The organism is Planctomycetia bacterium, assembly GCA_034440135.1.
Classification (GTDB): Bacteria; Planctomycetota; Planctomycetia; order Pirellulales; family JALHLM01; genus JALHLM01.
The window spans coordinates 1-23588 of record JAWXBP010000185.1; the positions used below are offsets into that span (position 1 = coordinate 1).

The 23588-nt window shown below is 62.2% G+C and carries 19 protein-coding genes; 13 read left to right on the plus strand and 6 right to left on the minus strand.

Annotated features, from left to right (window positions below; all coding sequences use genetic code 11):
• On the minus strand, positions 1 to 1306 hold a 1306-nt coding region (locus SGJ19_10790), incomplete at its 3' end, for a serine/threonine-protein kinase (GenBank protein ID MDZ4780730.1).
• 241 nt (positions 1307 to 1547) lie between these two features.
• Between SGJ19_10790 and SGJ19_10795 the strand changes: the two genes are divergently transcribed.
• The 8 genes from SGJ19_10795 to gatB all read left to right on the plus strand — a co-directional run bounded on the left by SGJ19_10795 (position 1548) and on the right by gatB (position 10857).
• Positions 1548 to 2108 carry a DUF1579 domain-containing protein gene (locus SGJ19_10795; protein ID MDZ4780731.1) on the plus strand — a complete coding sequence of 187 codons (561 nt, stop codon included), beginning with the start codon at positions 1548 to 1550 and terminating at the stop codon, positions 2106 to 2108.
• Positions 2109 to 2265: 157 nt separating this feature from the next.
• On the plus strand, positions 2266 to 3846 hold the full coding sequence (locus SGJ19_10800; GenBank protein MDZ4780732.1) for a class I SAM-dependent methyltransferase: 1581 nt from the start codon (positions 2266 to 2268) through the stop codon (positions 3844 to 3846).
• Positions 3847 to 3857: 11 nt separating this feature from the next.
• The gene (locus SGJ19_10805; GenBank protein MDZ4780733.1) at positions 3858 to 5402 is read left to right on the plus strand and encodes a class I SAM-dependent methyltransferase; all 1545 of its coding nucleotides are present in this window, start codon (positions 3858 to 3860) and stop codon (positions 5400 to 5402) included.
• 134 nt (positions 5403 to 5536) lie between these two features.
• Entirely contained in the window at positions 5537 to 6631 is a 1095-nt protein-coding gene (locus tag SGJ19_10810; GenBank protein ID MDZ4780734.1) for a potassium channel family protein, read from the plus strand.
• A gap of 513 nt (positions 6632 to 7144) precedes the next feature.
• On the plus strand, positions 7145 to 7438 hold the full coding sequence (rpmB, locus tag SGJ19_10815; GenBank protein MDZ4780735.1) for a 50S ribosomal protein L28: 294 nt from the start codon (positions 7145 to 7147) through the stop codon (positions 7436 to 7438).
• Between the two features lie 58 nt (positions 7439 to 7496).
• On the plus strand, positions 7497 to 7787 hold the full coding sequence (gene gatC / locus SGJ19_10820) for an Asp-tRNA(Asn)/Glu-tRNA(Gln) amidotransferase subunit GatC (protein MDZ4780736.1): 291 nt from the start codon (positions 7497 to 7499) through the stop codon (positions 7785 to 7787).
• Positions 7788 to 7791: 4 nt separating this feature from the next.
• Positions 7792 to 9330, plus strand: a complete 1539-nt coding sequence (gene gatA / locus SGJ19_10825) for an Asp-tRNA(Asn)/Glu-tRNA(Gln) amidotransferase subunit GatA (GenBank protein ID MDZ4780737.1) — start codon at positions 7792 to 7794, stop codon at positions 9328 to 9330.
• Positions 9331 to 9366: 36 nt separating this feature from the next.
• Positions 9367 to 10857, plus strand: a complete 1491-nt coding sequence (gatB, locus tag SGJ19_10830; GenBank protein ID MDZ4780738.1) for an Asp-tRNA(Asn)/Glu-tRNA(Gln) amidotransferase subunit GatB — start codon at positions 9367 to 9369, stop codon at positions 10855 to 10857.
• Positions 10858 to 11000: 143 nt separating this feature from the next.
• Here gatB and SGJ19_10835 read toward each other — a convergent pair whose 3' ends face one another.
• The 3 genes from SGJ19_10835 to SGJ19_10845 all read right to left on the minus strand — a co-directional run bounded on the left by SGJ19_10835 (position 11001) and on the right by SGJ19_10845 (position 16057).
• Positions 11001 to 13187, minus strand: a complete 2187-nt coding sequence (locus SGJ19_10835) for a S9 family peptidase (GenBank protein MDZ4780739.1) — start codon at positions 13185 to 13187, stop codon at positions 11001 to 11003.
• 120 nt (positions 13188 to 13307) lie between these two features.
• Positions 13308 to 14495, minus strand: a complete 1188-nt coding sequence (locus tag SGJ19_10840; protein ID MDZ4780740.1) for an HRDC domain-containing protein — start codon at positions 14493 to 14495, stop codon at positions 13308 to 13310.
• A gap of 89 nt (positions 14496 to 14584) precedes the next feature.
• Positions 14585 to 16057, minus strand: a complete 1473-nt coding sequence (locus SGJ19_10845) for a sodium:proton antiporter (GenBank protein MDZ4780741.1) — start codon at positions 16055 to 16057, stop codon at positions 14585 to 14587.
• 155 nt (positions 16058 to 16212) lie between these two features.
• On the opposite strand from SGJ19_10845, the gene SGJ19_10850 reads away from it, so the two are divergent.
• The 4 genes from SGJ19_10850 (at position 16213) to SGJ19_10865 (ending at position 18570) form a co-directional block, all read left to right on the plus strand.
• Positions 16213 to 16758 (plus strand): hypothetical protein, encoded by a 546-nt coding sequence (locus SGJ19_10850; protein MDZ4780742.1) that lies wholly within the window; start codon positions 16213 to 16215, stop codon positions 16756 to 16758.
• Positions 16755 to 17465 carry a (5-formylfuran-3-yl)methyl phosphate synthase gene (locus SGJ19_10855; GenBank protein ID MDZ4780743.1) on the plus strand — a complete coding sequence of 237 codons (711 nt, stop codon included), beginning with the start codon at positions 16755 to 16757 and terminating at the stop codon, positions 17463 to 17465. The genes SGJ19_10850 and SGJ19_10855 overlap by 4 nt, the downstream gene beginning before the upstream one ends.
• A 109-nt stretch (positions 17466 to 17574) precedes the next feature.
• A complete protein-coding gene (locus SGJ19_10860; GenBank protein MDZ4780744.1) occupies positions 17575 to 18360 on the plus strand; it encodes a hypothetical protein in 786 nt (261 codons plus the stop codon).
• A 75-nt stretch (positions 18361 to 18435) separates the two neighbouring features.
• The gene (locus SGJ19_10865; GenBank protein ID MDZ4780745.1) at positions 18436 to 18570 is read left to right on the plus strand and encodes a hypothetical protein; all 135 of its coding nucleotides are present in this window, start codon (positions 18436 to 18438) and stop codon (positions 18568 to 18570) included.
• A gap of 327 nt (positions 18571 to 18897) precedes the next feature.
• Here SGJ19_10865 and SGJ19_10870 read toward each other — a convergent pair whose 3' ends face one another.
• Positions 18898 to 19458: a hypothetical protein gene (locus tag SGJ19_10870; GenBank protein MDZ4780746.1), complete on the minus strand. Its 561-nt coding sequence runs from the start codon at positions 19456 to 19458 to the stop codon at positions 18898 to 18900.
• Positions 19459 to 19658: 200 nt separating this feature from the next.
• Between SGJ19_10870 and bioB the strand changes: the two genes are divergently transcribed.
• A complete protein-coding gene (gene bioB / locus SGJ19_10875; GenBank protein MDZ4780747.1) occupies positions 19659 to 20735 on the plus strand; it encodes a biotin synthase BioB in 1077 nt (358 codons plus the stop codon).
• A gap of 12 nt (positions 20736 to 20747) precedes the next feature.
• On the opposite strand, the gene SGJ19_10880 is transcribed toward bioB, so the two are convergent.
• The gene (locus SGJ19_10880; GenBank protein ID MDZ4780748.1) at positions 20748 to 23471 is read right to left on the minus strand and encodes a cation-transporting P-type ATPase; all 2724 of its coding nucleotides are present in this window, start codon (positions 23469 to 23471) and stop codon (positions 20748 to 20750) included.
• Positions 23472 to 23588: the final 117 nt, after the last annotated feature.

Here is a 23588-nt window from a genome sequence, read left to right on the forward strand (position 1 = left end):
CGCGGAGCGCCTGGCGGAAGTTCTGCTCCGCACGATCTCGCTCCATAGTGATTCGCATGTTCGACCACCAGCCGCCTGCGCTCAACATTACGGCGCACATCAGGCTGAGCCCGATCAGCGCAGCGGCCGCCGGCCGCCGCTTGCCCCATCGCCAGCCCCGCTGCAGGGGACCTACGGGCCGCGCCCGGATGGGCTCGCCGCGCAGAAACCGTTCCAGGTCGTCCGCCAATTGGGTCGCATCCGGATAGCGGGCGCGCGGGTCCTTTTCCAGGCAGCGCAGGCAAATCGTTTCCAAGTCCCGCGGCACGCGCGGCTGCAGTCGTCGCGGCGAAACGGGATCGACTTGCAACACTTGTTCCAGCGTGGCCAAGGCCGACTCGCCGACAAACGGAGGTCGTCCGCACAACAGTTCATAAAGAATCGCTCCCAACGCATAGATGTCGCTCGCCACGCCGATGTTGGTTCTGCCCCCCGCGGCTTGCTCAGGCGACATGTAACTCGGCGTTCCCATCACCATGCCGGTGCGCGTGCCGGAACTCTCATCATCGAGCCGTTTCGCGAGGCCGAAATCGGTGATCTTGGGCGTCAATCGCGTGAGGTCTTCGTCGTCCGCCGTACTTTCCGCCGCGCCCGGCGGTCGACTCAGCAGCACGTTCGCGGGAGTGAGATCGCGATGCACGATGCCACGCGCATGCACGAATACCATTGCTCGGGCCAGCGTCGCCACTAACCTTGCTGCGGACAAGGGCGGCTGTGGCTTCCCGCTGATGCGCCGCAACAGATTCGGCCCTGGAACGTATTCCAGCACCAAGTACATCCGCGCGTCGTGCTCGCCCAGGTCATAGATGCGCACGATATTCGGGTGTTCGAGCCGGGAGATCGCTTCCGCCTCGAGCCGGAAACGGCGAATCGCCTCGTTGCCAGCATGAGCGCCGGCATGAATCATTTTTAGCGCCACTTCGCGATCAAGATCATGTCGACGCGCGAGATAGACCACGCCCATGCCGCCCCGGGCAAGCTCGCGGACGATCTCGTAACTTCCGATGTTCGCAGGTTCCGCCGCCGGGACCTCATCGGTTTCGATCTCAGATCGCTGGATCAGAGTGGGGAGCGGTTCGACCCACGGCGGCACGAAGGTAGGCGCCAGCGTTTCCGGTTCCCGCACGATGGTTTCCACGCCGGGCGCGCGTCGCGGGAGAAGTTGCCCTGGCTCCCCACACTCCGGGCAATCGCTTGACGAAATTGCGTCCGCGGCGGTCTCGGCGTGCCAAACGTGTCCGGCCGGGCAGTGGAATTCGCGTCGCATCAGTTTTAGGGCTTCGAGGCGCCGGCCATCGGTCGCACCGGCAACGGGAAAAACGTCGCGGAGACCAAACGGCAAAGCGACGGCGCTTCATGTCGCTCGATTCTAAGCCCTGTTCCGTGGATTGGCCACTCGATCGGCCGGCGCGGCGTCCTGCGCTTCCCTTGCTTGTCGCCCCACCGCGCCCGCGCGATAATTTCTCTAGGAAATCGCCGGGACCCCGAATCATTACTGGAGATGCGACATGAGGAAGTTACTGAGCGGGCTGGGAATGATCGCGTTGGTGTTCGTGGCGACTTCGCTCGCATTTGCCCAAGCGCCACCGGCGCAGCCCGCGCCTCAGAAAGAACATGAGTGGCTGCATCAATTCGTCGGCGAATGGGAGACCGAGGGCGAAGGGACCGCGGGGCCGAGTCAACCGCCTGTGAAATGCGCCGGCACGATGTCCGCGCGGATGTTGGGCGGTTTCTGGATGGTCTCCGAATCGAAAAACAACATCGCGGGCGTGGAAATGCACGCCATTCAGACGCTGGGCTATGATGCGGAGAAGAAGCAGTACGTGGGCACGTGGGTGGATTCCATGATGAATCACCTGTGGCAATACAAAGGCGCCGTGGATTCGACGGGCAAAATCCTGACCCTCGAAGCCGACGGACCGAACTTCTCGCAGCCAGGCAAAACGGCCAAGTACCGCGACGTCTACGAGTTCAAATCGCCCGATTTGATCGTTACGACTTCGGGCATGCTCGGCGAGGATGGCAAATGGGTCGACTTCATGACCGGTCAGGCGAAGCGAAAGAAGTAAACGTCAGCGCCGTGCGAGCTGCTGGAGGCCGCGGGTTCAATTCCGGCAGCTTGCGCGTTCGAGGCGTCCGGTCGTCATCGCTGACTTTTCGCCTTTCATGGATGGGCGCAGGTGGGATACTACGGGGATCGATCGCGGCCATCTTCCGTCGTCTGCCATGACACAACGTCCGGTCAGCTATCACGACTTTCCCTATCCGCGCCTGACATTTCCGCGCACCCATCCGGCGCATCTGGGCGCCATCGCCCGGTTAATGGCTGTGAACGCGGCGCCGCCGGAGCGTTGCCGCGTGCTGGAATTGGGCTGCGCCAGCGGCGCCAATCTGATCCCGATGGCATTTGGGCTCCCGGAGAGTCAATTCCTCGGAGTCGATCTATCCGCTCATCAGATCGCCGAGGCGCAACGTGTGACTCAAGATCTGGGCCTGCGGAACGTCGCGTTCCAGGCGGCGAATTTGATGGACCTCGGCGCGGAATTGGGAACCTTTGATTACGTGATCGCGCATGGACTCTATTCCTGGGTTCCGGCCCCGGTGCGCGACAAGTTGCTGTCGCTATGCGGCGAAGTACTGAGTCCCCATGGCGTCGCTTATATCAGCTATAAGACGTACCCTGGCGGCCATGTGGCTGACATGGTCCGTCAGATGGGGCTGTACCACAATCATGCGGCGGAACCCAGTGAATGGCCGCGGCGGATGGGTGAATTGGTTCAATTGTTACGCACCGGCATTCCCGAGAAACGGACGGCCTATCGCGCCGCAGTGCTCGACCACACGAAACGGATGCTCGACGAGTCGCCTGGCGCCCTGTTGCATGACGACCTGGAGGCCGATAGCGAACCGGTCTACTTTCACCAATTCGCGGCCCATGCCGACCGGCACGGCCTGCAATATTTGGGCGAGGCCGAATTCCCCGCCATGCGCGGCGCCGGGATCGAACCCGAAGCGCTCGAACGCATCGGCGCTGGCGACGATTTGTTGGAGTTCGAGCAGTACCTCGATTTTCTTTACGGCCGCAGTTTTCGCGCCACGCTGCTGTGCCGCAAGGACGTGCCGCTCGATCGTGCCCTGCGGCCTGAGCGCATTGTGGATCTTTATGTGGTTCCGGAGATTCAGCCAGAATCGACGGACGGTCCAAATCAGGCAAGCGGTCAAACCGAAGTCGAAGCTCCGACATCGCAGCGCTACCGGACCGTTTATGGATTGCTCGAGGTAACCGAGCCTGCCGCCCAACTCGCGCTAGCTCAATTGGCTCGCAACCGATCCCAAGCGATGTCGCTGCCCGCGCTTCTTGACGCGATCCACGAGGGAGCGTCGGGCAGTGCTCCCATCGAGCTGAACCTCGGCCAACTTGCCGAATGGGTGCTCGACTGGCATGCGACCGGCGTGGTGGAGCTCTGCACCTGGGCGCCGAAGTTCGCCCGCCAGCCGACGACGCGACCAAAGGCGAGTGAGTTGGCGCGCTACGAGGCGCATCGCGGTTGGGATGTCAGCAGCTTGATTCACCGCCGCGTGCGCCTGACGGATCCACTCGCTCGTCGGACGTTGCAATTGCTCGATGGTCACCACAACCGCGAGCAGATTGTGCAAGAATTACTGCCTGCGGTGTCATCGGCGGAAGTCAACTTGAGTCACGACAAGCGGACGCTCACGGAGCGTTCCGACATTGCCGCGGCGCTGCGGCGGCAAATCGACGCGTACCTGCAGGATTTTGCCCGACAAGCGCTATTGATCGCCTAAGGAAGTTCGGGATGCAACCGACCGACATCGCGACGTTCTACGATCAGGTCCCCTATCCGCGGCTGGCGTATCACTACACGCATCCGGACCGGATGGCCGTGATCGGCCGCTTGTTCGGCATGCAACCGAAGTCGGTAGCACATTGCCGCGTCCTGGAGCTGGGTTGCGCCGCCGGCGCGAATCTTGTTCCGCTGGCCTATACGCTTCCGCGGTCCGAGTTCGTCGGAGTCGATCTATCAATACGGCAAATCGCCGAGGCCCGCGCGATGGCCGCCGCGCTGAATCTCGACAACGTGCGTCTCGAGCAGATGGATCTTTGCGAACTGAACGCCTCGTATGGCGAGTTCGACTATGTTGTCGCCCACGGACTCTACTCCTGGGTTCCGGAATGCGTGCAGTCGCAAGTGCTAGACGTCTGTGCCAGCGTATTAGCGCCGCACGGAATCGTGTACGTCAGCTACAACGCCTTCCCTGGCTGTCATCTGCGGCGTATGTTGCGCGGCATGGCCATGTACCATGTGCGAAGTGTGGAGCATCCGCGCGAAATCGCTCCCCAAGTGCGCGGCCTGATTGAATTCCTGGCCGCCATGGCGCGCCCTGCCGACAGCCCCTATGCTCTCGTGCTGCACGAGTTGAAGCAGACGGTCGCCCAGATGTCCGACAGCGGGCTGATTCACGAACTTCTCGAAGCCGACAATCATCCGGTTCTGTTTCACGACTTCATCCGCGCCGCCGAGGCCGCCGGATTGCAGTACCTGACCGAAGCGACCTTCGCCGACCGCGCCGACCTAGGCGTAAAGCCCGACGTGCTCGGGCGGCTCCGTGAGCAACACGGCGAGATCGGCAGCGAACAGTATCTCGATTTTTTCAACGGTCAGTCGTTTCGTCGCACGCTGCTGTGCCGTTGCGAAGTAACTCTAGATCGTTCGATTCGCAGCGAACAAGTCGACGATTTCCTCGTCGCGTCATCCGCCGAGACCGTGCTCGCCAACGCCGATTTGGCCGGCGATACGTCGGTGCGGTTCGTGACCATTCACGGCGTCGCCACATCGAGTCATCGACCGATCTTCAAGATAGCGCTGGTCTTGCTCGCGGCGCAATACCCGTTGGCGATTCCTTTCCCCGAACTGTGCCAGAAAATCGGTCTGCAACTCGGGCGAACCTTGCGCGACGACGAGATCGTCGCGCTACGAGGAGAACTGCTGAGCCGATTCATGATGGAGAAAGAGGTAATCGAACTGCGCCTGAGCCAGCCCTTGTTCACTTATCAGCCCGGCCCGCTGCCGCTGGCGAGCTCAGTGGCAATGTATCAAGCCGCGCAAGGATGGCCGCTGGTCACGCTGACGCACAAAATGACAGGGATTCCTGACTCGAACATGACGCACTTGCTGCCATTGCTGGATGGCGAACACAACTGGGAGCAATTGGTCGACTGCTTGGCGAATGCCAACGTCAGCGAAGCTCGTGCGTCAACATCGTCTTCGTGCGAGCCGCATCAAGAGGTTCTTCGCAAGGCGCTGGCTTATTTCGCCCGCCATGGCCTGCTGGTGCAGTGAGCAGCTGCCGGTCGCGGCCGTTCGACGAGCACATCAGCACAGGCGGGCTGCGAAGTTCTTCCCGGCTGGTAAAATATTCGACGCTACAGCCTTATTTGGGAGCAACCTGCGTGGTCTACTGTTGCCTGGGCGCCATGCTGATCCTGCTGGTGTTGTTGGACGGCTTCGAAAGCACCGTGCTGCCGCGACGGATCACGCGCCGCTGGCGACCCACGCGACTGTATTTTCAATCGACCTGGCGCCTCTGGCGGCGCGCAGCGGCGCTGCTTCCGGCCGGACGTTATCGCGAGAATGCGCTGGGCGTCTTCGGTCCGCTGGCTCTGCTGGGCCTGTTCGGCGTTTGGATTTTCACGCTGATCCTGGGCTTCGCGTCGATTCACCGAGGCCTGGCGACGCTCTCGGCGGGGAGCGACTTCCGCGACTACCTTTACATGAGCGGCGAAACCATCTTCACGCTCGGCTATGGCGATGTGACGCCCGATTCGTTTTCCGGTAAGTTCCTGGCGGTCATCGAAGCCGGCCTCGGTTTCGGTTTCATGGCCGTGATCATTGGCTACTTGCCTGTGCTCTATCAGTCGTTTTCGCGCCGCGAGCAGACGATCGCGCTCCTCGACGGGCGGGCAGGCTCTCCGCCGACCGCGGCGGAATTTGTGCGGCGCTTGGGCGTCAAAGGGGCGTGCGGCGAACTGGAACGCATTCTTCCGGAATGGGAACTTTGGTGCGCCGAGCTGCTGGAAAGCCATCTTTCGTTTCCCGTGTTGGGCTTCTATCGCTCGCAGCACGACAATCAGTCCTGGCTGGCGACTTTGGCGACGATTCTCGACGTCTCCGCGCTGCTGGTCATTACCGGCGGCGACGAGTATCGAAGGCGCGCCGAGCTCACCTTTGCGATGGCGCGCCATGCCAGCGTCGACCTTTGCCTGGTGCTCTGGCTGCCGCCGGGCAACGACCCAGCGGAGCGTTTGACCGCGACCGAAGCGCAACAACTCTTCGCGTTACGATCGCAGGGCGATCTCTCGCCCGAGCATCTCGAGCGATTGAACGAGCTGCGTGCGCTGTACGAGCCGTTTCTCCAAGCGCTGGCGGACTTCTTCCGTTTTCGCTTGCCCGGCTTTGTCCCGGATCGCGCTATGCCTGACAACTGGCAGACCAGCCCGTGGTCGCGGCGGGCGCCCGGCATCACGGACCTGGCAAACATCGGCGCCGACGAAGCCAGTCATTTCGGCTAGCTCCGCGTCTCAATGCGGCGCTTTCGCGAGCCTTTCCAACGGCCCAGTTGTTGGCACTCGGGACAGGTCGCCTCTACGGCGAAGTCGCCCGAATCGGTGGTCGCCGGCAACTCCCGCTCGGTCACTGTCCGAGCCAATGCATCGCCCAACAGAACTCCCCAGTCTACCGCGGCTTCCATCAAACAGGCCTCGCCATCTATACCGCCAGCGGCCCCAATTCTTCCTGAAGCTCGCGGGCAAACGCCTGCATGCGCGCCCGCATCGGATCGTTAATTCTCATCCCTGATCTCCTCACTTCGCCAGCTTCCTGCCGGCAAAAAAAACCCATCCAACCAAAATTCCCTCAACCAATCATGATCAATCCACTCCCACCCGAAAAGTACAGGATGCACCTCCGTTCCCGGGCGGTCAGGCATTACGACTTGCGGGCGAGGCGAACTCCCGTATACTACGCGTTTCGACCAAACGACCGATTTCGACTGACCAGGACGGCCCGAAGGGGTTTGAACAGCGATGGCTCGCCAATGTGATATCTGCGGACGGGGTCCCCAAACCGGCAACCAAGTGACGATTCGCGGTAAGGCGAAGTACTTGGGGGGCGTCGGTACCAAGGTCACCGGCATTAGCCGCCGCCAGTTCAAGCCGAACCTGCAACGGGTGAAAATCACTGTCGGCGGCGGGAATCGGACCGTGATCTGCTGCACGCGTTGCCTGCGCAGCGGGACCGTACGGAAGGCCGTCAAAGCGGCTCCGTTCCGGCTGCCGGGCGAGGCTGGCGGCGCGAAGGTCGCGGCCGCGGCCAAGTAGCGCGAACCGACTCGCCGGACGGCATGTCTTTCTTGGTTAAGTGCTCCACCGGTCGCTTATGGGTCTCACGCGCCAAGATGTCGAAAAAGTCGCCCTATTAGCGCGGCTGCGCCTGTCTGCGGAAGAATTAGACGCCCTGACGGAGCAGCTTTCCAAGGTCGTCGGCTATGTCGAGCAACTTGGCGAGTTGGACACCGAGGGGGTCGCCCCGATGGCCCACGCGGTGGAAGTGACGAACGTCTTTCGCGATGACGCCGTTCAACCGTCGCTGGCGCGCGAACAGGCTTTGGCTTCGGCCCCGCATCATGACGGCGCGTGTTTTCTCGTCCCCGCAGTGCTAGGGGATTGAGCCGGTGTCGCTGACGGAATTATCCGCCGCCGAACTGCTCCAGCAACTCAGGAGCGGCGAAGTCTCCGCGACCGACGCCGCCCAAGCCTGCCTCGCGCGCATTGACCAGGTGAACGAGCGCGTCAACGCGATGATCCGCGTGGATCACGCCAAAGTGCTGGCGGACGCGGGTAAGGTCGACGAAAAGCGCGCCGCGGGAAAATCGATCGGCGCCTTGGCCGGCCTGCCGGTTGTGGTCAAGGATTTGCTCTGCACCCAGGGTGAGCCCACCACCTGCGGGTCGCGGATGTTGCGGAATTTTTCGCCTCCTTACGACGCGACGGCCGTCGCCAAACTCCGTGCGGCCGACGGCGTGATTCTTGGCAAGGCAAACCTCGACGAATTCGCGATGGGCGGTTCGACCGAGTCGTCGATTTTTGGGCCCACGCGCAATCCTTGGGACACAACCCGTGTCGCCGGCGGAAGCAGCGGCGGTTCGGCGGCAGCTATCGCGGCCTCGCTGGCGCCGCTGGCAATCGGCACCGACACCGGCGGTTCCATTCGGCAACCCGCGGGATTGTGCGGCATCACGGGACTCAAACCAACTTACGGGCGCATCAGCCGCTATGGGCTGATCGCCTTCGCCAGCAGCCTCGACCAGATCGGTCCGATGGCGCATTCGGCGGAAGATTGCGCGCTGTTGCTGGAGGTGCTCGCCGGACACGATCCGCGCGACGCCACGAGCGTCGATCGGCCGGTGCCTAAGTATCGGGAATTGTTGAACACTTCGCTCAAAGGGTTGAAGCTCGGCGTCGTCAAGGAACACTTCGGCGAAGGCTTGAACGAGGAAGTCGCCGCCGCGGTCGAGCAGGCCATCGACGCGTATCGCTCGCTTGGCGCGGAGATTCGCGATGTCGCATTGCCGCACGGGAAGTATGGCGTGGCGACGTACTATGTCATCGCCCCCAGCGAGGCTTCCAGCAATCTCGCCCGCTACGATGGCGTTCACTACGGCTATCGCGCCGATGAGGGACAACTACTAGCGGAACTCGACGCGGAGCGCAAGCAACTCCTCGCCGCCGGTAACAAGCGCGCGGCGGAGCATCTTGATACCGCGCTCGTGCGAATGTATCGGAAATCGCGCAGCGAAGGTTTCGGACCCGAAGTCAAACGGCGGATCATGCTCGGCACGTACGCGTTGAGCGCCGGGTACTACGACGCTTACTACGTGAAGGCGCTCAAAGTCCGGCGATTGATCCGCCAGGATTTCGATCGCGCCTTTGAGCAAGTCGACCTGATCGTCGGCCCGGTTACGCCGTCGACCGCCTTTAAGATCGGCGAGAAGACGAACGATCCGCTCGCCATGTACCGCGAGGATTTGTACACGGTCACGGCCAACCTGGCAGGCATCGCCGGCATCGCCTTCCCATGCGGGCAGAGTAAGTCAGGGCTACCGATCGGCGTGCAGTTGCAATCGCCGCCATTTCAGGAAGAAACGCTGCTGCGGGCAGCGCATCAATTCCAGCAGGCGACAGACTGGCACCAGCGGCGACCGAAGCTTTAGGAGTGACAAAACCTTTTCGTTCCGAATTCATCCTTCATCATTCTGCATTCATCATTTCCCTTGTCCCCCTACACCGTCATCATCGGCCTTGAGGTTCACGTGCAGTTGGCCACGGAGAGTAAGCTCTTCTGTGGTTGCAGCACGGAGTTCGGCGCTGCGCCGAATACGCAGATCTGTCCGGTGTGCCTGGGCATGCCGGGGGCGTTGCCGGTGATGAATCGAAAGGCCTTTGAGTTATCGCTGCGCACGGCGGCGGCGATCAACTGTCAGCTCGCGCGGTTCACCAAGTGGGACCGCAAGCAGTACTACTATCCCGACTTACCGAAGGGTTATCAGATCAGTCAATTCGATCTGCCCTTCAGCCACGACGGCTGGCTGGAGATCAGCGATCCGAAAGGCAAGTTCGAGCCGAAACGCGTCGGCATCATCCGCGCGCATCTGGAAGAAGACGCCGGCAAGAGCATGCACGACGAACGGGCCGGCGTGGCGGATAGTCAGATCGATTTGAACCGCACGGGCACGCCGCTGCTGGAAATCGTCTCGCAGCCGGATATGCGTTCGCCAGCCGAAGCGAAAGCGTTTCTGTCGGAGTTGAAATTGCTGCTGACGTATCTGGGCGTCTCCGATTGCAACATGCAGGAAGGGAGCCTCCGCGTCGACGGCAACATCAACCTGCACATCGATACGCCGGACGGCAAAGTGGCGACGCCGATCGTCGAAATCAAGAACATGAACAGTTTTCGAGCCGTCGAACGGGCGTTGGCCTATGAGGCGGAACGCCTGTATGAGGTCTGGCAAGAGACGGGCCAGAAACTCGGCGACGTGCCGAAGCAAACTCGCGGCTGGGACGACGCCGCGAATGTCACGCGCGGACAGCGGCACAAAGAAGAATCGAGCGATTACCGCTATTTTCCGGACCCGGATTTGGCGCCCGTCACAGTGACGGATGCGCAAGTGGAGCAAGTGCTCGCCTCGTTGGGTGAACTACCGGCGACGCTAAGAACGCGGCTGGAAACCGAGTTCGGCCTCAGCCCCTACGACAGCGATGTGCTGGTGAACCAGGGGCGTGCGCTGGTCGATTATTTCCTGCACGTCGCGTCCGCCACCGGTGATGGCAAGTTGGCCAGCAATTGGCTGCAACAAGACGTGTTGCGCATGCTGAATGAACGGAATTGGGACATCGCGGCATTTCCGGTGACCGCGCCGGCGCTAGTGGTGTTGTTGAAAAAAGTGCAGGCTGGCGAATTGATCACAAGTCGCGCGCGTGAAGTGTTGCAGGCGATGATCGATACAGGACGCTCCGCCGACGAAGTGATGCGCGAAAAGGGGATCGAGCAGGTCGATGAATCGGAACTCGTCGCCCTCTGTCAGGAGTTGGTCGCGGCGAATCCCAAAGTGGCCGAGGATTTCAAGGCCGGCAAGATGCAAGCGATTGGTTCACTCGTAGGGCAGGCGAAGAAGAAGAACCCCAACGTCAATCCAGGCCGGGTGCGCGAGTTGCTGATTGAGGCGCTTGGCAAACTGTAGTCCGGCGTATAGCTGCGCGCCTGTGGGAGGCGTCTCCGACGCCGATTAAAACGACGTTCAGCACAAGCGGAGTGCACTGAAGCCCGCGCCCACTCCATCGGCGTCGGAGACGCCTCCCACAGGTTTACTGCTGGAACTCCGGCCTATTTGGCCTTCAGCGCCGCTTCCAGGCCTGGCACGTCACTCGCTCCGTCCGGAACGGTGATCGTGGCGCCGTCGAAGGCTTTGCCGATCGGCTCGTAGCGGCCGCCGAGGTGTTCCGCGAGGAAGGCTTCCGCCACGGCGTAGAAGGACATGCGGTTTTCCGGTCGGGCGAAGCCGTGCCCTTCGTCCGGATAGAGCACGTAGGTCACCGGAATCTGCTTCGACTTCATCGCGGCGACGATCTGGTCCGCTTCGGCTTGCTTGACGCGCGGGTCGTTGGCGCCTTGCGCGATGAGGAGCGGCTTGGCGATCTTCTCGACGAAGTTGAGGGGCGAGCGTTCCTCTAACAGCTTTTGCCCTGCCTCGGATTCGGGATCGCCCATCAGTTCATGCATGATCGGCATCATGGGCATCCAGTACTCGGGCACCGAAGCCAGCAGCGTTTTCAAATTCGAGGGGCCGACGATATCGACGCCGCAATTGAACACGTCCGGCGTGAATGTGAGGCCGACCAACGTGGCGTAGCCGCCGTAACTGCCGCCCATGATGGCGATCTTGTCAGGATCGGCGATCTTCTCCGTCTTCGCCCAATCCACGGCGTCAAGCAAATCGTCGTGCATCTTGGCCGCCCACTCCTTGGCGCTGGCGTTAATGAACTTCTTGCCGAAGCCGGTCGAGCCGCGGAAGTTTACGTTCAAGACCGCGTAGCCACGGTTGGCCCAGAGTTGCGCATCGGGGTTGAAGCCCCACTCGTCGCGCGCCCAGGGTCCGCCGTGCACGTCGAGGATCATCGGGACCGGCTTCGACGGTCGGCCATCGCCGTCTTCGTCCGAACCGGGCGGCAATGTTAGATAGCTGACCAGGTCGAGCCCGTCGCGCGCCTTGATCACCACGTCGTGCATGTGGACCAAGGGCAAGCCCTTCAGATCGTCGCGATTGGCAAACAAATAGTTCGCCTTCTTCGCCGCGCGATCGTAGTAGTAGTACAACACCGGACCGTTGTCGGTGAGATAGGCCACGGTCCAATGCTGGTCGTCGAGCGTGCGGCTAGTGATCTGGAACTCGCCTTCATGCACCGACTTCAAGTAGTCGAAGTCCGGTTGCACGCTGGGATCGAGAATCTTCCATTCCTCGCGCGCATAGGTGAAGGCGACCGCTTCAATGGTTTTTTCCGTGGGGTGCGAGATCACGCCGCTCAGATCGGCACGGGGATCTTCCGCCACGACGGTTTGCGCGCCGGTCGGGATGTCGATGGCGGTCAGCGCGCCGGTGTCGCGGTCGCGGCTCTCGATGAAGTACAGGATGTTGCCGGTCTTGTCGAAGCCGGCCGGGCTGGACGTCATCGCGTCCTGCATCGGGATCACGAGATAGTCGTCCCAGCCTTGCGCGTCGTTCGGCTTGAGCAGCTTCTTGCCTTGCGGGCTGTACTGCATGCCGAACCGCACGCGGTAGTCGTCGTCGATCACAAAGCCGGCCAAACCGGGATTCTCCTGGAGCAGGGTGCGCTCGCCGGTTTCGATGTTCACGCGGTAGACGTCGTGAAGCTCCTTGTTGCGATCATTGAGGCCGATCAGCACTTCATTCGGGAACTTTTCGCTGACGCCTTCGATTTGGGCGTTCACCTCCTCGATCGGCGTGAGGTCCTTGGTTTCGCCGGATTCCAGGTTCACGCTGTAGACGTGCCAGTTCTCGTCGCCGTCCTGGTCCTGCGTGTAGAGCAGGTGCTTCGACGTGTACGACCAGAAGTAACCGCGGATGCCGCGCTTCGTGTCGTTGGTGACCGCTTTCGCTGCCGAGGGATCGCTGATCGGGCCGACCCAGACGTTGAGGACGTTATTGACCGGGGCCAGGAAGCTCAGCTTCGATCCGTCCGGACTGATCCGGGCCGCGGCGCGTTGCGGGTTGCCGAACAGCGTTTCACGCGCAATCAGCGGGATACCGGGCATCGTATCGTTCATGGGCGGCTGGGGAGCGACAGGCGTGGTCGTGGAGTTGGATTCGCTGCTGGCGGCAGCGGGCTTGGGTACGGCGGTCGCGGCGTCGGCCGGTACGGGCGTCGGCAACTCTTCGGCGACTTCGACGGTCTTGGCCTCGGGGGCGGGCGTCGCGGGGGGCGCGCCACAGCTCGGGAGTCCGAGCAAACATGTTGCAATCACCAGCGTCCATTGCCAAGTTGGGCGTGCCATGGAATTCTCCTCCGTAAGGAATTCGCGCGAATTGCGATGCGTTGTAGCGAGCGGGCCGTGACCGGCCAAGTTCTTGGCCAAGATAGCGAATTGAGAGCCCATTCGCCTAGGGTGCGTTACTCAGCTCGTCTTACGCGGCTCGAAGGCCAGCGGTTGTTCGGCGCGGGGGTCGACGATGTGGAGCGTGGTGCGGCCGAGCAGCAGGTCTTTGAGTACCTCGCCGACGACACCCGCGCGCCAGCCCTGCGTCAGGAGTGGCGGCTCGGCCGATTCGCCGAGATCGCCGAGATGAAATGAAACCAGGTCGCGGACGTCGTTGGCCGTCCCGACCAGGCTGGGCGCAACCTGCGCCTGGCGGCAAATGCTGCCGAGCGCCGACGAAAGCAATTGCGTGACCATCGTCTGCTGCGGGTTGGTTTCCGTGCGGACGATTTCCGGACAGTCGCTTTCCGGCAAATGGAGCGCGCGTTCGATGCAGGCGGTGAGCTTCGGCAACGCGTACTTGAGGTCGCCGCGTTCCAGCCCGCGGACGGCGCGAATTTTGTTCGGGTCGGCGAGTTCGCGCTTGGCCAACTCGACGATCAAGTCGTCTCGTAGCACGCGGCGGGCGGGGCAATCGCGGCGTTCGGCCTCTTCCTCGCGCCAACGCCAAATCTCGCGAACGATCGCCAGTCGCCGGCGGCTGAGGCCGGAACTGCCGGAAACGCGGCGCCAGCGTTCCTTCCCGCGCGAGGCTTCGATCTCGGCCAGCCAGCTCGCCGTTTCCGTGTGGAGCCAATCTAGCCGACCGAGGCTTTCTAGTTTGCCGAGAATCAGGTCGCGCAGAGCGGCGAGATGTTCTACGTCGCTGAGGGCATAGGCGACTTGCTGCGCTGTCAGGGGTCGGCGGCGCCAATCGGTGCGTGTTTCCGCTTTGTTGATCCGCTTGCCGAGGAGCCGCGATGCCAGCGTTCCATAGCCAGCCGGGAACTCGACGCCCATTAGCCCGGCGGCGAGTTGCACATCGATCAGGTTGTGCGGCGGGCGTCCGGTGGCGGCCAGCGAGAAGACGATTTCTTCACGTCCCGCGTGGACGATCGTCTGGTGCCCCGGCGCGACGACCGCGTCCCAGAACGGGCGCATGTCGTCGATCGACAGCGGGTCGATCACGGCCGTCAGGCCCGGGATGGCGACCTGCACGAGGCAAAGCTGCGTGCGGTAGCTGTGTTCGGAGACGAACTCCGTGTCGAAGGCGATATACTCGGCGGAGCGCAGCCGTTCGCAGAAGTTGGCTAGCTCGGACTGCGTGCCAATGGTGATAAACGACATGCGTGGCGGCACACTCGCGGGGAGCGCCGGACGCTCAGGCTGTCACCACTGCCGGCACGGCTTGGCCAACGCCGCGGCCAGAGCGATGCTCAAATGAAAAGCCAGGTCATCACGGCCAGAATAGGAAGCAGTACGCACAAACTATAAAGCATGTAGCCGAAAAAGCTAGGCATCGACACGCCTGCCTGTTCGGCGATGGCCTTCACCATGAAATTCGGCCCGTTGCCGATGTAGGTCATCGCGCCCATCATCACCGCGCCCAGGCTGATGGCGGCCAGAATCCGCTCGTCTATCCGTCCATCAGGAAGCTCGAACACCGGGTCGCCCTCGAGCGGCGGAATGGTTTTGCCGGCCTCCAGAAACACGACGTAGGTCGGGGCGTTGTCCAGCACGCTGGAGAGCGTGCCCGTGGCCCAAAAGAAGCGGTGCGGGGTGTTGACGCCGAGTTTGCCGCCCTGATCATGAAGAATCTGCAACGCCGGCTGCATGCAGATGAAGATGCCGATGAACAGGACGGCGACTTCGACGATCGCCCCGTAGCTGAATTGATTGGCCTTTCGCACCGGCTGCGAACCGAACGCCAGCGACGCCGCCACGAGCCCTAGTTGCACGGCCTCGCGGAGATAGACCGGCGGATGCCAATCCATGCCTGGCAGGGCCTTGCTGGGATCCAGGAACGCCACGCTGGCGACCACGCCGCCAAGCAACAGCGCGTTGGGGAACATCCCGGAGAACTTGAGTTTCCGAATGCGCGTTTCGTCCAAGCGCACATCGGCGGCGGACTCGCGCGGGTAGGCGTAGAGGCGGTCCCAGAGATAGTAGATGGCGACCAGGCAGGCGTTCACAAACAGCCATTCCTGCCAGAGCCGCGCGGTCCAGAGGAAATCCACACCGCGCAAGTAACCGAGGAACAACGGCGGATCGCCAAGCGGCGTCAGCAGACCGCCGCAATTGCAGACGGCGAAAATGAAGAACACCACGGTGTGCGCGACTTTTTTGCGCTCGCGGTTGGTTTCCAACAGTGGACGTACGAGCAACATCGCGGCGCCGGTGGTGCCGATAAAGCTGGCCAGCACCGCGCCTGCCGCGATGAAGGCGGCATTCGTCGCCGGATGTGCGGGCAAGTCGCCGGAGATGCGAATACCGCCGCAGATCGTGTAGAGGCTAAACAGCAGCACGATGAACGGGATATATTCGGCCAGGATGGCATGTTCCAGCGTCAGGCCGACTGCCGCAGTCCCTCCGCGCGCCAAGTAATAGGCCAGCGTAGCCAGCGCCAATCCGGCCGCGACGTAGAACCGGTGCAGGTTACTTTCCCACCAATGTGCGGCGGCGGAGACCAGCGGTAGCACCGCGATGCAGCCCAGCAATAACGCAAATGGCAGCACCGCGAGCACGTGCGGCGCGGCGTGCTCCTCGTGGGTGGCCTCATGCTGGGCGGGGGCGAAGTAACCGGCCGTCGCAGGCAGAAACAGGGCGACGGCATAGATCGCCACCACGGCGATCAGGGCGAAGAGAACCGGTTTTTCCGAGGGAGTGGCAGCGTGTTCGGTGTCCGTCATGCGATTCCTGGCAGGTCCCGTGAAATGGGGTGAAACGTGATGACACGAATCGCCGCCTGAACGCCGTGTTGAGGACCTAGTCTAATGGACCGCTCAATGACTTGTAAGACGGCGGGACTTTCGCGCCGCGACGCCCGAATGCTAGATTGCGGGCTATGCGTGAAGTCTGGCTGAAAAACAATCCGCGAATGTTGAAGGCCGCGGCGCTGCTGGCACTGCTGTTCTTACTCATTGGGGGCGGCGCACTGCTGCGATATTGGTCGGCCGAATCGCCCGTCGGCCGCGTGGCCGGGATCAGCCTGCTTTCGGGGGCGATCCTCGGCGGGTTATTGATAGGCGCGATGTGGCGGGTTCCGCGTCTGGCCTACGACGGCCGCAACCTCTTGGCTTACCTGCAGGGAACGTCGCCCATTCGCGTGCCGATTGGAATCGTCGAGTGCTTTCTGATGGGCCAGGGACCGGCGTTGCTGCCGGGCGAGAAACATGCGCGCACGGAAACGACGACATTAGTCATTAAGCTCTCCGATCGGGCGGAAGAGTGGTCGCACCACGCGGTCGACTATCGCCTGGCCGCCTGGTGCGATAGCTACATCACCATCCGCGGCACCTGGACGGAACCGCTGAACCTCGCGGTCGTGCGGCGGTTGAACGAGCGTCTGCTGGAAGCACAACGAAAACTCCCTCAGCAGACGGCGTCATGACGCGATTGCTGGTCAGCGTGCGCAGCGCCGCTGAGGCTCAGATCGCGCTCGATTGCGGCGTCGATCTGATTGACGTGAAGGAGCCCAACCGCGGCGCGCTCGGGGCCGCCGATCCGGCGGTTTGGCGCGACGTCCTGGGCGTTGTTGCAGGACGCGTGCCGGTTAGTTGTGCGTTAGGGGAGTTGGAAGCAAGCACTTCGGCGAACGCCGCAGCAATCCCCATCGGCGTCCGTTACGCAAAAGTCGGCCTGGCCGGCGCGGCCGATCAGCCGGATTGGGAAAGCGCCTGGCGGGACCGCGTGGATCATCGCCCCGCGGGCTGTGATGTCGTGGCTGTGGTGTACGCCGACGCGACGACGGCGAGAGCGCCTGCGCCAGGCCGCATCCTGGCGGCGGCGATCGAGCATTCCTGCGCGGCGATCCTTGTCGACACGTATGACAAGTCCGCTGGGGACGTCTTCACGCATTGGCCTGCAGCGGAGTTGGCCGCGTTCCTATCCCGAGCCAGCGCGTCGGGGTTGCTTACGGTGGTCGGTGGCGGGTTGACGTGGAATTCATTGGGAACCGCTTTGGAACTTTCAGCCGACTACCTGGCAGTGCGCGGGTTGGCCTGCGGGGCCGGGCGCACCAGTGGCCTCGATGCGGCTTCCTGTCGGCGGTTAGCGGCGCGAGTGCGCGAGATTCGAGAATTTTCGGAACGCCGCTGAATCCGAAATCCAACGGCGTCCGTACTTTTCTTTTGACATGGTCTCGCGCCACTACAACAATGGCGCTCGGGCCAGCCGCTGATTCAAGGTTTACCAGCAAGGTGCAGTGATGCCCTCAAATTGCATGCGGCGATTGATCGTTTGTGCGGCGTTTGCATCGGCGATCAGTGCTTTCGCAACGGACATCCAGGCGGCATTTCACCGTTGGGCCTTCACCGAGGCCTTCTCCAACGAAGACGGTAGCGTTCAGTTCATCGAGATGCGTACACCGTTCAATGGCGAAGATCTCATGGCCGGGCATGCGTTGGACTCGAACGGTCCTCCGTTCGCGGTGACCACCGACTTGCCGAGTAATTTAACCGCCAATAAGAGTTTCATTTTCGGCACGGCGGCTTACGCGGCCTTGCCGGGCGCAGTGACTCCCGACTACCTCATTCCGGCCAATTTTTTCAATCCAGCCGGGGATTTCCTGAATTGGGCGAACAACTCTGCGACGATGACCATTGCCGCCGGCCAACTTCCCTTGGACGGTGTACTTTCGCTGCTGAAAAACGGCACGACAGCGGTCAATTCGCCGACGAATTTCGCCGGCGCGATTGGCCACATCGACCTGCGTGCCCCGGTCCCCGGCGACACCAACAATGATCGCCTGGTCAATGTCACCGACCTGAACAACGTCCGGAATAATTTCGGCTCCTTCGGTCCCGACGTCCTCGGCGACACCAACAACGACGACGAGGTAACGATCGCGGACCTGAACGCGGTCCGAAACAACTTCGGCGAAGGGGGCGGGAGTCCTGTACCAGAACCGGCGGGAGTGGCGCTCGCCGCGTTAAGCATCGTCGCATCACTCATGTGGATGCGAGGCCGTCGTGCAGGACGCTCGCGACACTAGCAGGCTGCTGAAAAACTCCGATGAATCGGCTATTTTATTGTGATCGACTGGCGGGGTGGATTGCAGGAGGCGACGATGCGTGGGGATTTTGACGACCCGCTGCCGCTGTTTCACGTTTTTGAGGTCGAAGACCGTCGTGTTCGGTCCGATCATCCGCTGCGCGACATCAAACGCCGCGCGGATCGCATTCTGGAATCGCTGAACGCGTAGTGTGAGGCCGGCTACTGCACGACCGGTCGGCCGAGCGTGCGATGGAACTCTCACCGCGCAATTGCTCCTCGCCCCTGATCTCCGACAGACGCTGCAAAAGTCGAGATCTCTCCGCCGCCAAAATGACTGCGCGGCATCCAGGCCTTCGACCTCCAAACTAAAAGTCGACCCCTCAACCACTCACGCGCCGCAGCCGATCACAAAATCCGCCAATCCTCCTCTTGACCAATCCTGCCCCCTCAAAACAACTGCAAAAACTGGCGTGGTCCCCGCCCAGCGTGATTCCCGGCATTCGTCTGGGTGTTTCCCACTCGCTGACGCAACGGGCTAATGTCGGGCGTTTTTCGTTCCGCATGCGCCGGCCACCGCGCAGCCGGTCGAGCAACTGGTGCAGCCGCCTCCCGTGGCGGCCTCCGTCCCGCAGCCGGGGCCGCAACCATTTACGAGGGCGTCCGTGAAGTTGCGCAACTGCGCCTGTGATTCATACGCTTCGGCCAGCGCCTCCAACCGCTCGGCCAACTCCGGCGGCTGTTCGCCCAGGAAATAGAATGCCAGCGTTTGCCCGTCGAAGAGATGTTCGACGTCCATCAGCGTGGCGCCTGAGCCCGCCGCGCGCATTTCGTCGACGCACGCGTTGAAGGCGGCCGTCCGATTTTTCTCCAGCCGGGCGGCCAGCAGTTGGTCCTCGACGGTCATCCCGCGGAGCAGCTTGCCGTCGGAATCGCCCGGCTCGTCCGCCTGAGGCGGCGCCAGGACTTCGCCAATCTCCAGCCCACGTGCCGTGCGCGTGACCACGCGCGTTCCGCGCGGATACCGAGTCCCGTCCGAGGCGACAAATCGCCCGACGTGCCCCAGGACTCCGATTCGCACGTAATGAAAGCTGGGCATGTTTAGGTGTCTATCTAGGGCGAGGTTCCCCTACCCTAAGTTAAACGCTATCCGCTTATCCTACGTCAACTCCCCCTCGCTGGCGCGTCGGGCTGGTGGGCATCTGCTGCGGGCCGAAGCTGGCCCGTCTTGCCGAAACTCTTACCGCGTGGATACTTGGGGAGTGCAATGCGGTCACGTTTTTCCGGAGTTTCCCGTCGATGTTGAGCCTCTTGCCCGCCCAGCGATCGGAATGGAATCGCCTGGCCGACCAGGTCCTGGAAGGCCATCGGCTCACGTTTGAAGAGGCCTTGAGCATTTTGCGGGCGCCGGACGAAGAGTTGCTCAGTATTCTCGCGGCCGCCTACCAAATTCGGCAGCGACACTTCGGCAACCGGGTGCAATTGTACTTCCTGATGAACGCCAAGAGCGGCCTTTGTCCGGAGGATTGCAGCTATTGCTCGCAATCGAAGGTCTCTGAGGCGGAGATTCCCCGCTACAACATTTTGCAGCGCGACAAGCTCCTGGACGGCGCCCGGCTGGCCGCCGAGCAGGGTTCGAAAACCTACTGCATCGTGATCAGCGCCCGTGGCCCGAACGAGCGCGAGATGCATGCCGTGACGTCGATCGTCCCGGAGATCAAGGCCAAGTACGACCTCAATATCTGCGCCTGCCTCGGCTTGCTGACGCCGGAACAAGCCGCTCAGCTCAAGGCCTGCGGCGTCGACAAGGTGAATCACAACCTGAACACCAGCGAAGCCCACTACGCCGAGATCTGCACGACACATACGTTTCAAGACCGTATCGACACCCTGCAAGCCGTGCGCAACGCCGGGATGGAATTGTGCTCCGGCGGCATCATCGGCATGGGCGAAGCGGACGAAGACGTCGTGCGGATGGCCTTCTCCCTGCGCGATCTGAACGTCGAATCGATTCCGGTCAACTTCCTGAACCCAATCGACGGCACGCCGCTCGCCGGCAAGAGCGACTTGAATCCGCGCTACTGCCTGAAAGTCTTGGCAATGTTCCGCTTCGCCAATCCGACGAGCGAGATTCGCATCGCCGGCGGGCGCGAGCTGCACCTGCGTTCGCTCCAGCCGCTGGGGCTGTACGCCGCGAACTCTATCTTCGTCGGCGACTACCTGACCACGCGCGGCCAGGCGCCGGATCAGGACTACCGCATGATCGAAGACCTGGGCTTCGTCGTGACCCGCGTCAATGACGCCCCCTGGTCGCCGCCCGTGGCGGAACACGCCGCCACCTGCGGCACAAGTTGCGAATCAAGCTGCGGCGGATAAGCACGCGACAAGTTAGTTCGTCGACGACTTTCGCTGTACGAACTTGACCACTTCCACGATGGCAATCGGCCCCAGCGCCGCCGCGGCGACTAACGCCCAATCTGCAACATTCATGGGCGTCGTTTTGAGCACCGTCCTCAAGAACGGCACGTAGATCGCGCAAAGTTGCAGCGCCACGCAACAAACCACCGCCGCCCAGAGCCAGGGGTTGGTGAACATGCGATGGAAAGCGGAACGCCGTTGCGATCTCGCGTTGAAGGCATGAAACACCTGCCCGAGCGCCAGGGTCATGAACGACAGCGTCGTCGCGTGCTGTGCACCGTCGCCGTCGGCGCCATACCAACGGCGTCCCAAGTAGAACACGGTCAGCGCCGCCGCCGATAGCAACGCCCCTTGCCAGGCGATCAGCCCCAGGAACCGCGGCGTGAGCAGCGATTCGTGAGCGTCACGCGGCGGATGCTTCATCATCCCCGGCGCCGAAGGCTCCAGCGCCAATGCCAGGGCGGGAAACACGTCGGTGATCAAGTTCAGCCAGAGAATTTGCAATGCCGCCAACGGAGAAGGCCAGCCGGCGATCAGTGCGATGAAAACGGTGAGAATCTCGGACAGGTTGCACGAGAACAGGTAGTGAATAAACCGCAGGATGTTCGCATAGATGATCCGCCCCTGCTCGACGGCGTCGACAATCGTGGAGAAATCGTCGTCCGTGATGATCATCGCCGCCGTTTCCTTGGCGACTTCGGTTCCTTTGATCCCCATGGCGATGCCGATGTCGGCCTTCTTGAGCGCCGGCGCGTCATTCACGCCGTCGCCCGTCATCGCCACGACGTGCCCTTGCCGTTGTAACGACTCGACGATTCGCAACTTATGTTCGGGCGATACCCGGGCGAATACCGCGGCGTTGGCCGTGATCCGGTCCCAGCCGGCTGCATCCAGATTCGTCAGCTCTCGCGCGTGTACGATCTGCAATTTGCCGCCGCGAGGATCGAGATCGATCCCGAGTTGCTTGGCGATTTCCTTGGCCGTGGCCTCCTGATCTCCCGTGATCATCACCGCGCGAATGCCGGCGGCGCGGCACGTCGCAATGGCCGCTTTCGCCTCGTCGCGCAAGGGGTCGATCATCCCCACCAGTCCGACAAACGTCAGTTCCCGATGCAAGTCTTCGTCGCGATGCCCCGCCGGCAACTCGCGGTACGCCAGACCCAACACGCGCAGCGCGTCCTTCGCCAAGGATTCGTTCACTTCCAGCCATTTTCGCCTTGACGTCTCATCCAGCGTCGCGCCGGAAACCTGCGCGACGCTCGCCGTCAACAATGCGCCCGGCGAGCCTTTGACGAATGCCACGGTCTTTCCATCGGGCGTCCGATGCACGGTCACCATCCGCTTGGCATCGCTGTCGAAGGGAACCTCGTTGACGCGCGGGAATTGCCTTTGCAGCTCAACGGCATTGAGTCCGGCTTTTTCCGCCGCGACGACTAGTGCCGCTTCGGTCGGATCGCCCAGCACGACGGCCTCGCCGTCGTCGCGATCAACCTTCGCGTCATTGCAAAGCAAGCCGATGCGCAACGCGAGCATCAGGCGCTCGTCGTCGCGCGGCACAAACGACTTGCCGTCGCGCTGAAACGCTCCGTCAACGTCGTACCCGCTGCCGGTGAGCTCAATGCGATCGTCGGGCAATACAATCGCGCGGACCGTCATTTCGTTTTTGGTCAGCGTGCCGGTCTTGTCGGTGCAGATGATGCTGGTCGAGCCTAAGGTTTCGACGGCCGGCAATCGCCTCACCAGCGCTCCGAGCTTGGCCATCCGCTGCATGCCGAGGGCCAGCGTCATCGTCGCGACAGCCGGCAATCCTTCCGGCACGGCGGCAATGGCCAGCGAAATGCCGAGTGTCAACATGTGCCAGAAATCGCTCACGCCCCGGTACCAACCGGCCAGCACAATCACGCCGCAGAGCGCCAACACGATCACGATCAACAACCGGCCGAGTTTCGCCAGCTTGATCTCCAACGGCGTTTCGCGGCTGCCGGCCTCGTCGATCAACTTGCCGATTTTGCCAACCTCGGTCTGGGCGCCGGTCGCCGTCACCAGCAACTTGCCGCGGCCGTCGGAGATCGTCGTGCCCATAAAGGCCATATTGAAGCGGTCGCCGAGCGGCGCATGCGGATCGGCGATCACGTCCACTTTTTTCGACGAGGACACCGATTCCCCCGTCAGCGCGGCCTCCTCGATCTGCAACCGGGCACTTTCGATCACGCGCCCATCCGCCGGAACCCGCGCGCCGGCCAGCAGCACAATTAGGTCGCCAGGCACCAGGTCTGTCGCCGCAATCTGGTGTTCCGCGCCGTCGCGAATCACGTGGGCCAGCGGTACGATCTGCCGCAGCAACGCGCTCAGCGTCAGTTCGGCCTTCCACTCCGTGAAGAAACCGATCGCCGCATTGAGCACGATCACGACCAACACGGCCAGGCCCTCAATGTTTTCCCCCATTGCGAAGGCGATCAATGTGGCCGCGCCGAGCAGCAGCACCATTAAGCTGCGAAACTGGGCCAGGAGAATCGCCAACGCCGATCGCCCCTTCGACTGCGCCAATGCGTTGGGGCCATATTGCGCTAAGCGCCGCGCCGCTTCGTCGCGATGCAATCCCCGCGCGGCGTGAGTTTGCAGCGTCCGAGCCACGTCGGAAACGTCGAGTGAATGCCAAACCTGATCCAGCAACTGAGGCGTCTTCGAACTCATTGTCACTCCGAACTTGAATCGGCGTTTAGTTTGGGCGACTTGCCTCGACGACGCCCGCGCTTTGATCGACCGCTGGCCCGACCATCTTACCGCATCTCGCAAAGTCACTTACACTAG

Coding starts and splice junctions, on each gene's coding strand:
- SGJ19_10795 (MDZ4780731.1), top strand. CDS start 1,548: ATGAGGAAGTTACTGAGCGGGCTGGGAATGATCGCGTTGGTGTTCGTG.
- SGJ19_10800 (MDZ4780732.1), top strand. CDS start 2,266: ATGACACAACGTCCGGTCAGCTATCACGACTTTCCCTATCCGCGCCTG.
- SGJ19_10805 (MDZ4780733.1), top strand. CDS start 3,858: ATGCAACCGACCGACATCGCGACGTTCTACGATCAGGTCCCCTATCCG.
- SGJ19_10810 (MDZ4780734.1), top strand. CDS start 5,537: ATGCTGATCCTGCTGGTGTTGTTGGACGGCTTCGAAAGCACCGTGCTG.
- rpmB (MDZ4780735.1), top strand. CDS start 7,145: ATGGCTCGCCAATGTGATATCTGCGGACGGGGTCCCCAAACCGGCAAC.
- gatC (MDZ4780736.1), top strand. CDS start 7,497: ATGGGTCTCACGCGCCAAGATGTCGAAAAAGTCGCCCTATTAGCGCGG.
- SGJ19_10835 (MDZ4780739.1), bottom strand. CDS start 13,187: ATGGCACGCCCAACTTGGCAATGGACGCTGGTGATTGCAACATGTTTG.
- SGJ19_10840 (MDZ4780740.1), bottom strand. CDS start 14,495: ATGTCGTTTATCACCATTGGCACGCAGTCCGAGCTAGCCAACTTCTGC.
- SGJ19_10845 (MDZ4780741.1), bottom strand. CDS start 16,057: ATGACGGACACCGAACACGCTGCCACTCCCTCGGAAAAACCGGTTCTC.
- SGJ19_10850 (MDZ4780742.1), top strand. CDS start 16,213: ATGCGTGAAGTCTGGCTGAAAAACAATCCGCGAATGTTGAAGGCCGCG.
- SGJ19_10855 (MDZ4780743.1), top strand. CDS start 16,755: ATGACGCGATTGCTGGTCAGCGTGCGCAGCGCCGCTGAGGCTCAGATC.
- SGJ19_10860 (MDZ4780744.1), top strand. CDS start 17,575: ATGCCCTCAAATTGCATGCGGCGATTGATCGTTTGTGCGGCGTTTGCA.
- SGJ19_10865 (MDZ4780745.1), top strand. CDS start 18,436: ATGCGTGGGGATTTTGACGACCCGCTGCCGCTGTTTCACGTTTTTGAG.
- SGJ19_10870 (MDZ4780746.1), bottom strand. CDS start 19,458: ATGCCCAGCTTTCATTACGTGCGAATCGGAGTCCTGGGGCACGTCGGG.
- bioB (MDZ4780747.1), top strand. CDS start 19,659: ATGTTGAGCCTCTTGCCCGCCCAGCGATCGGAATGGAATCGCCTGGCC.
- SGJ19_10880 (MDZ4780748.1), bottom strand. CDS start 23,471: ATGAGTTCGAAGACGCCTCAGTTGCTGGATCAGGTTTGGCATTCACTC.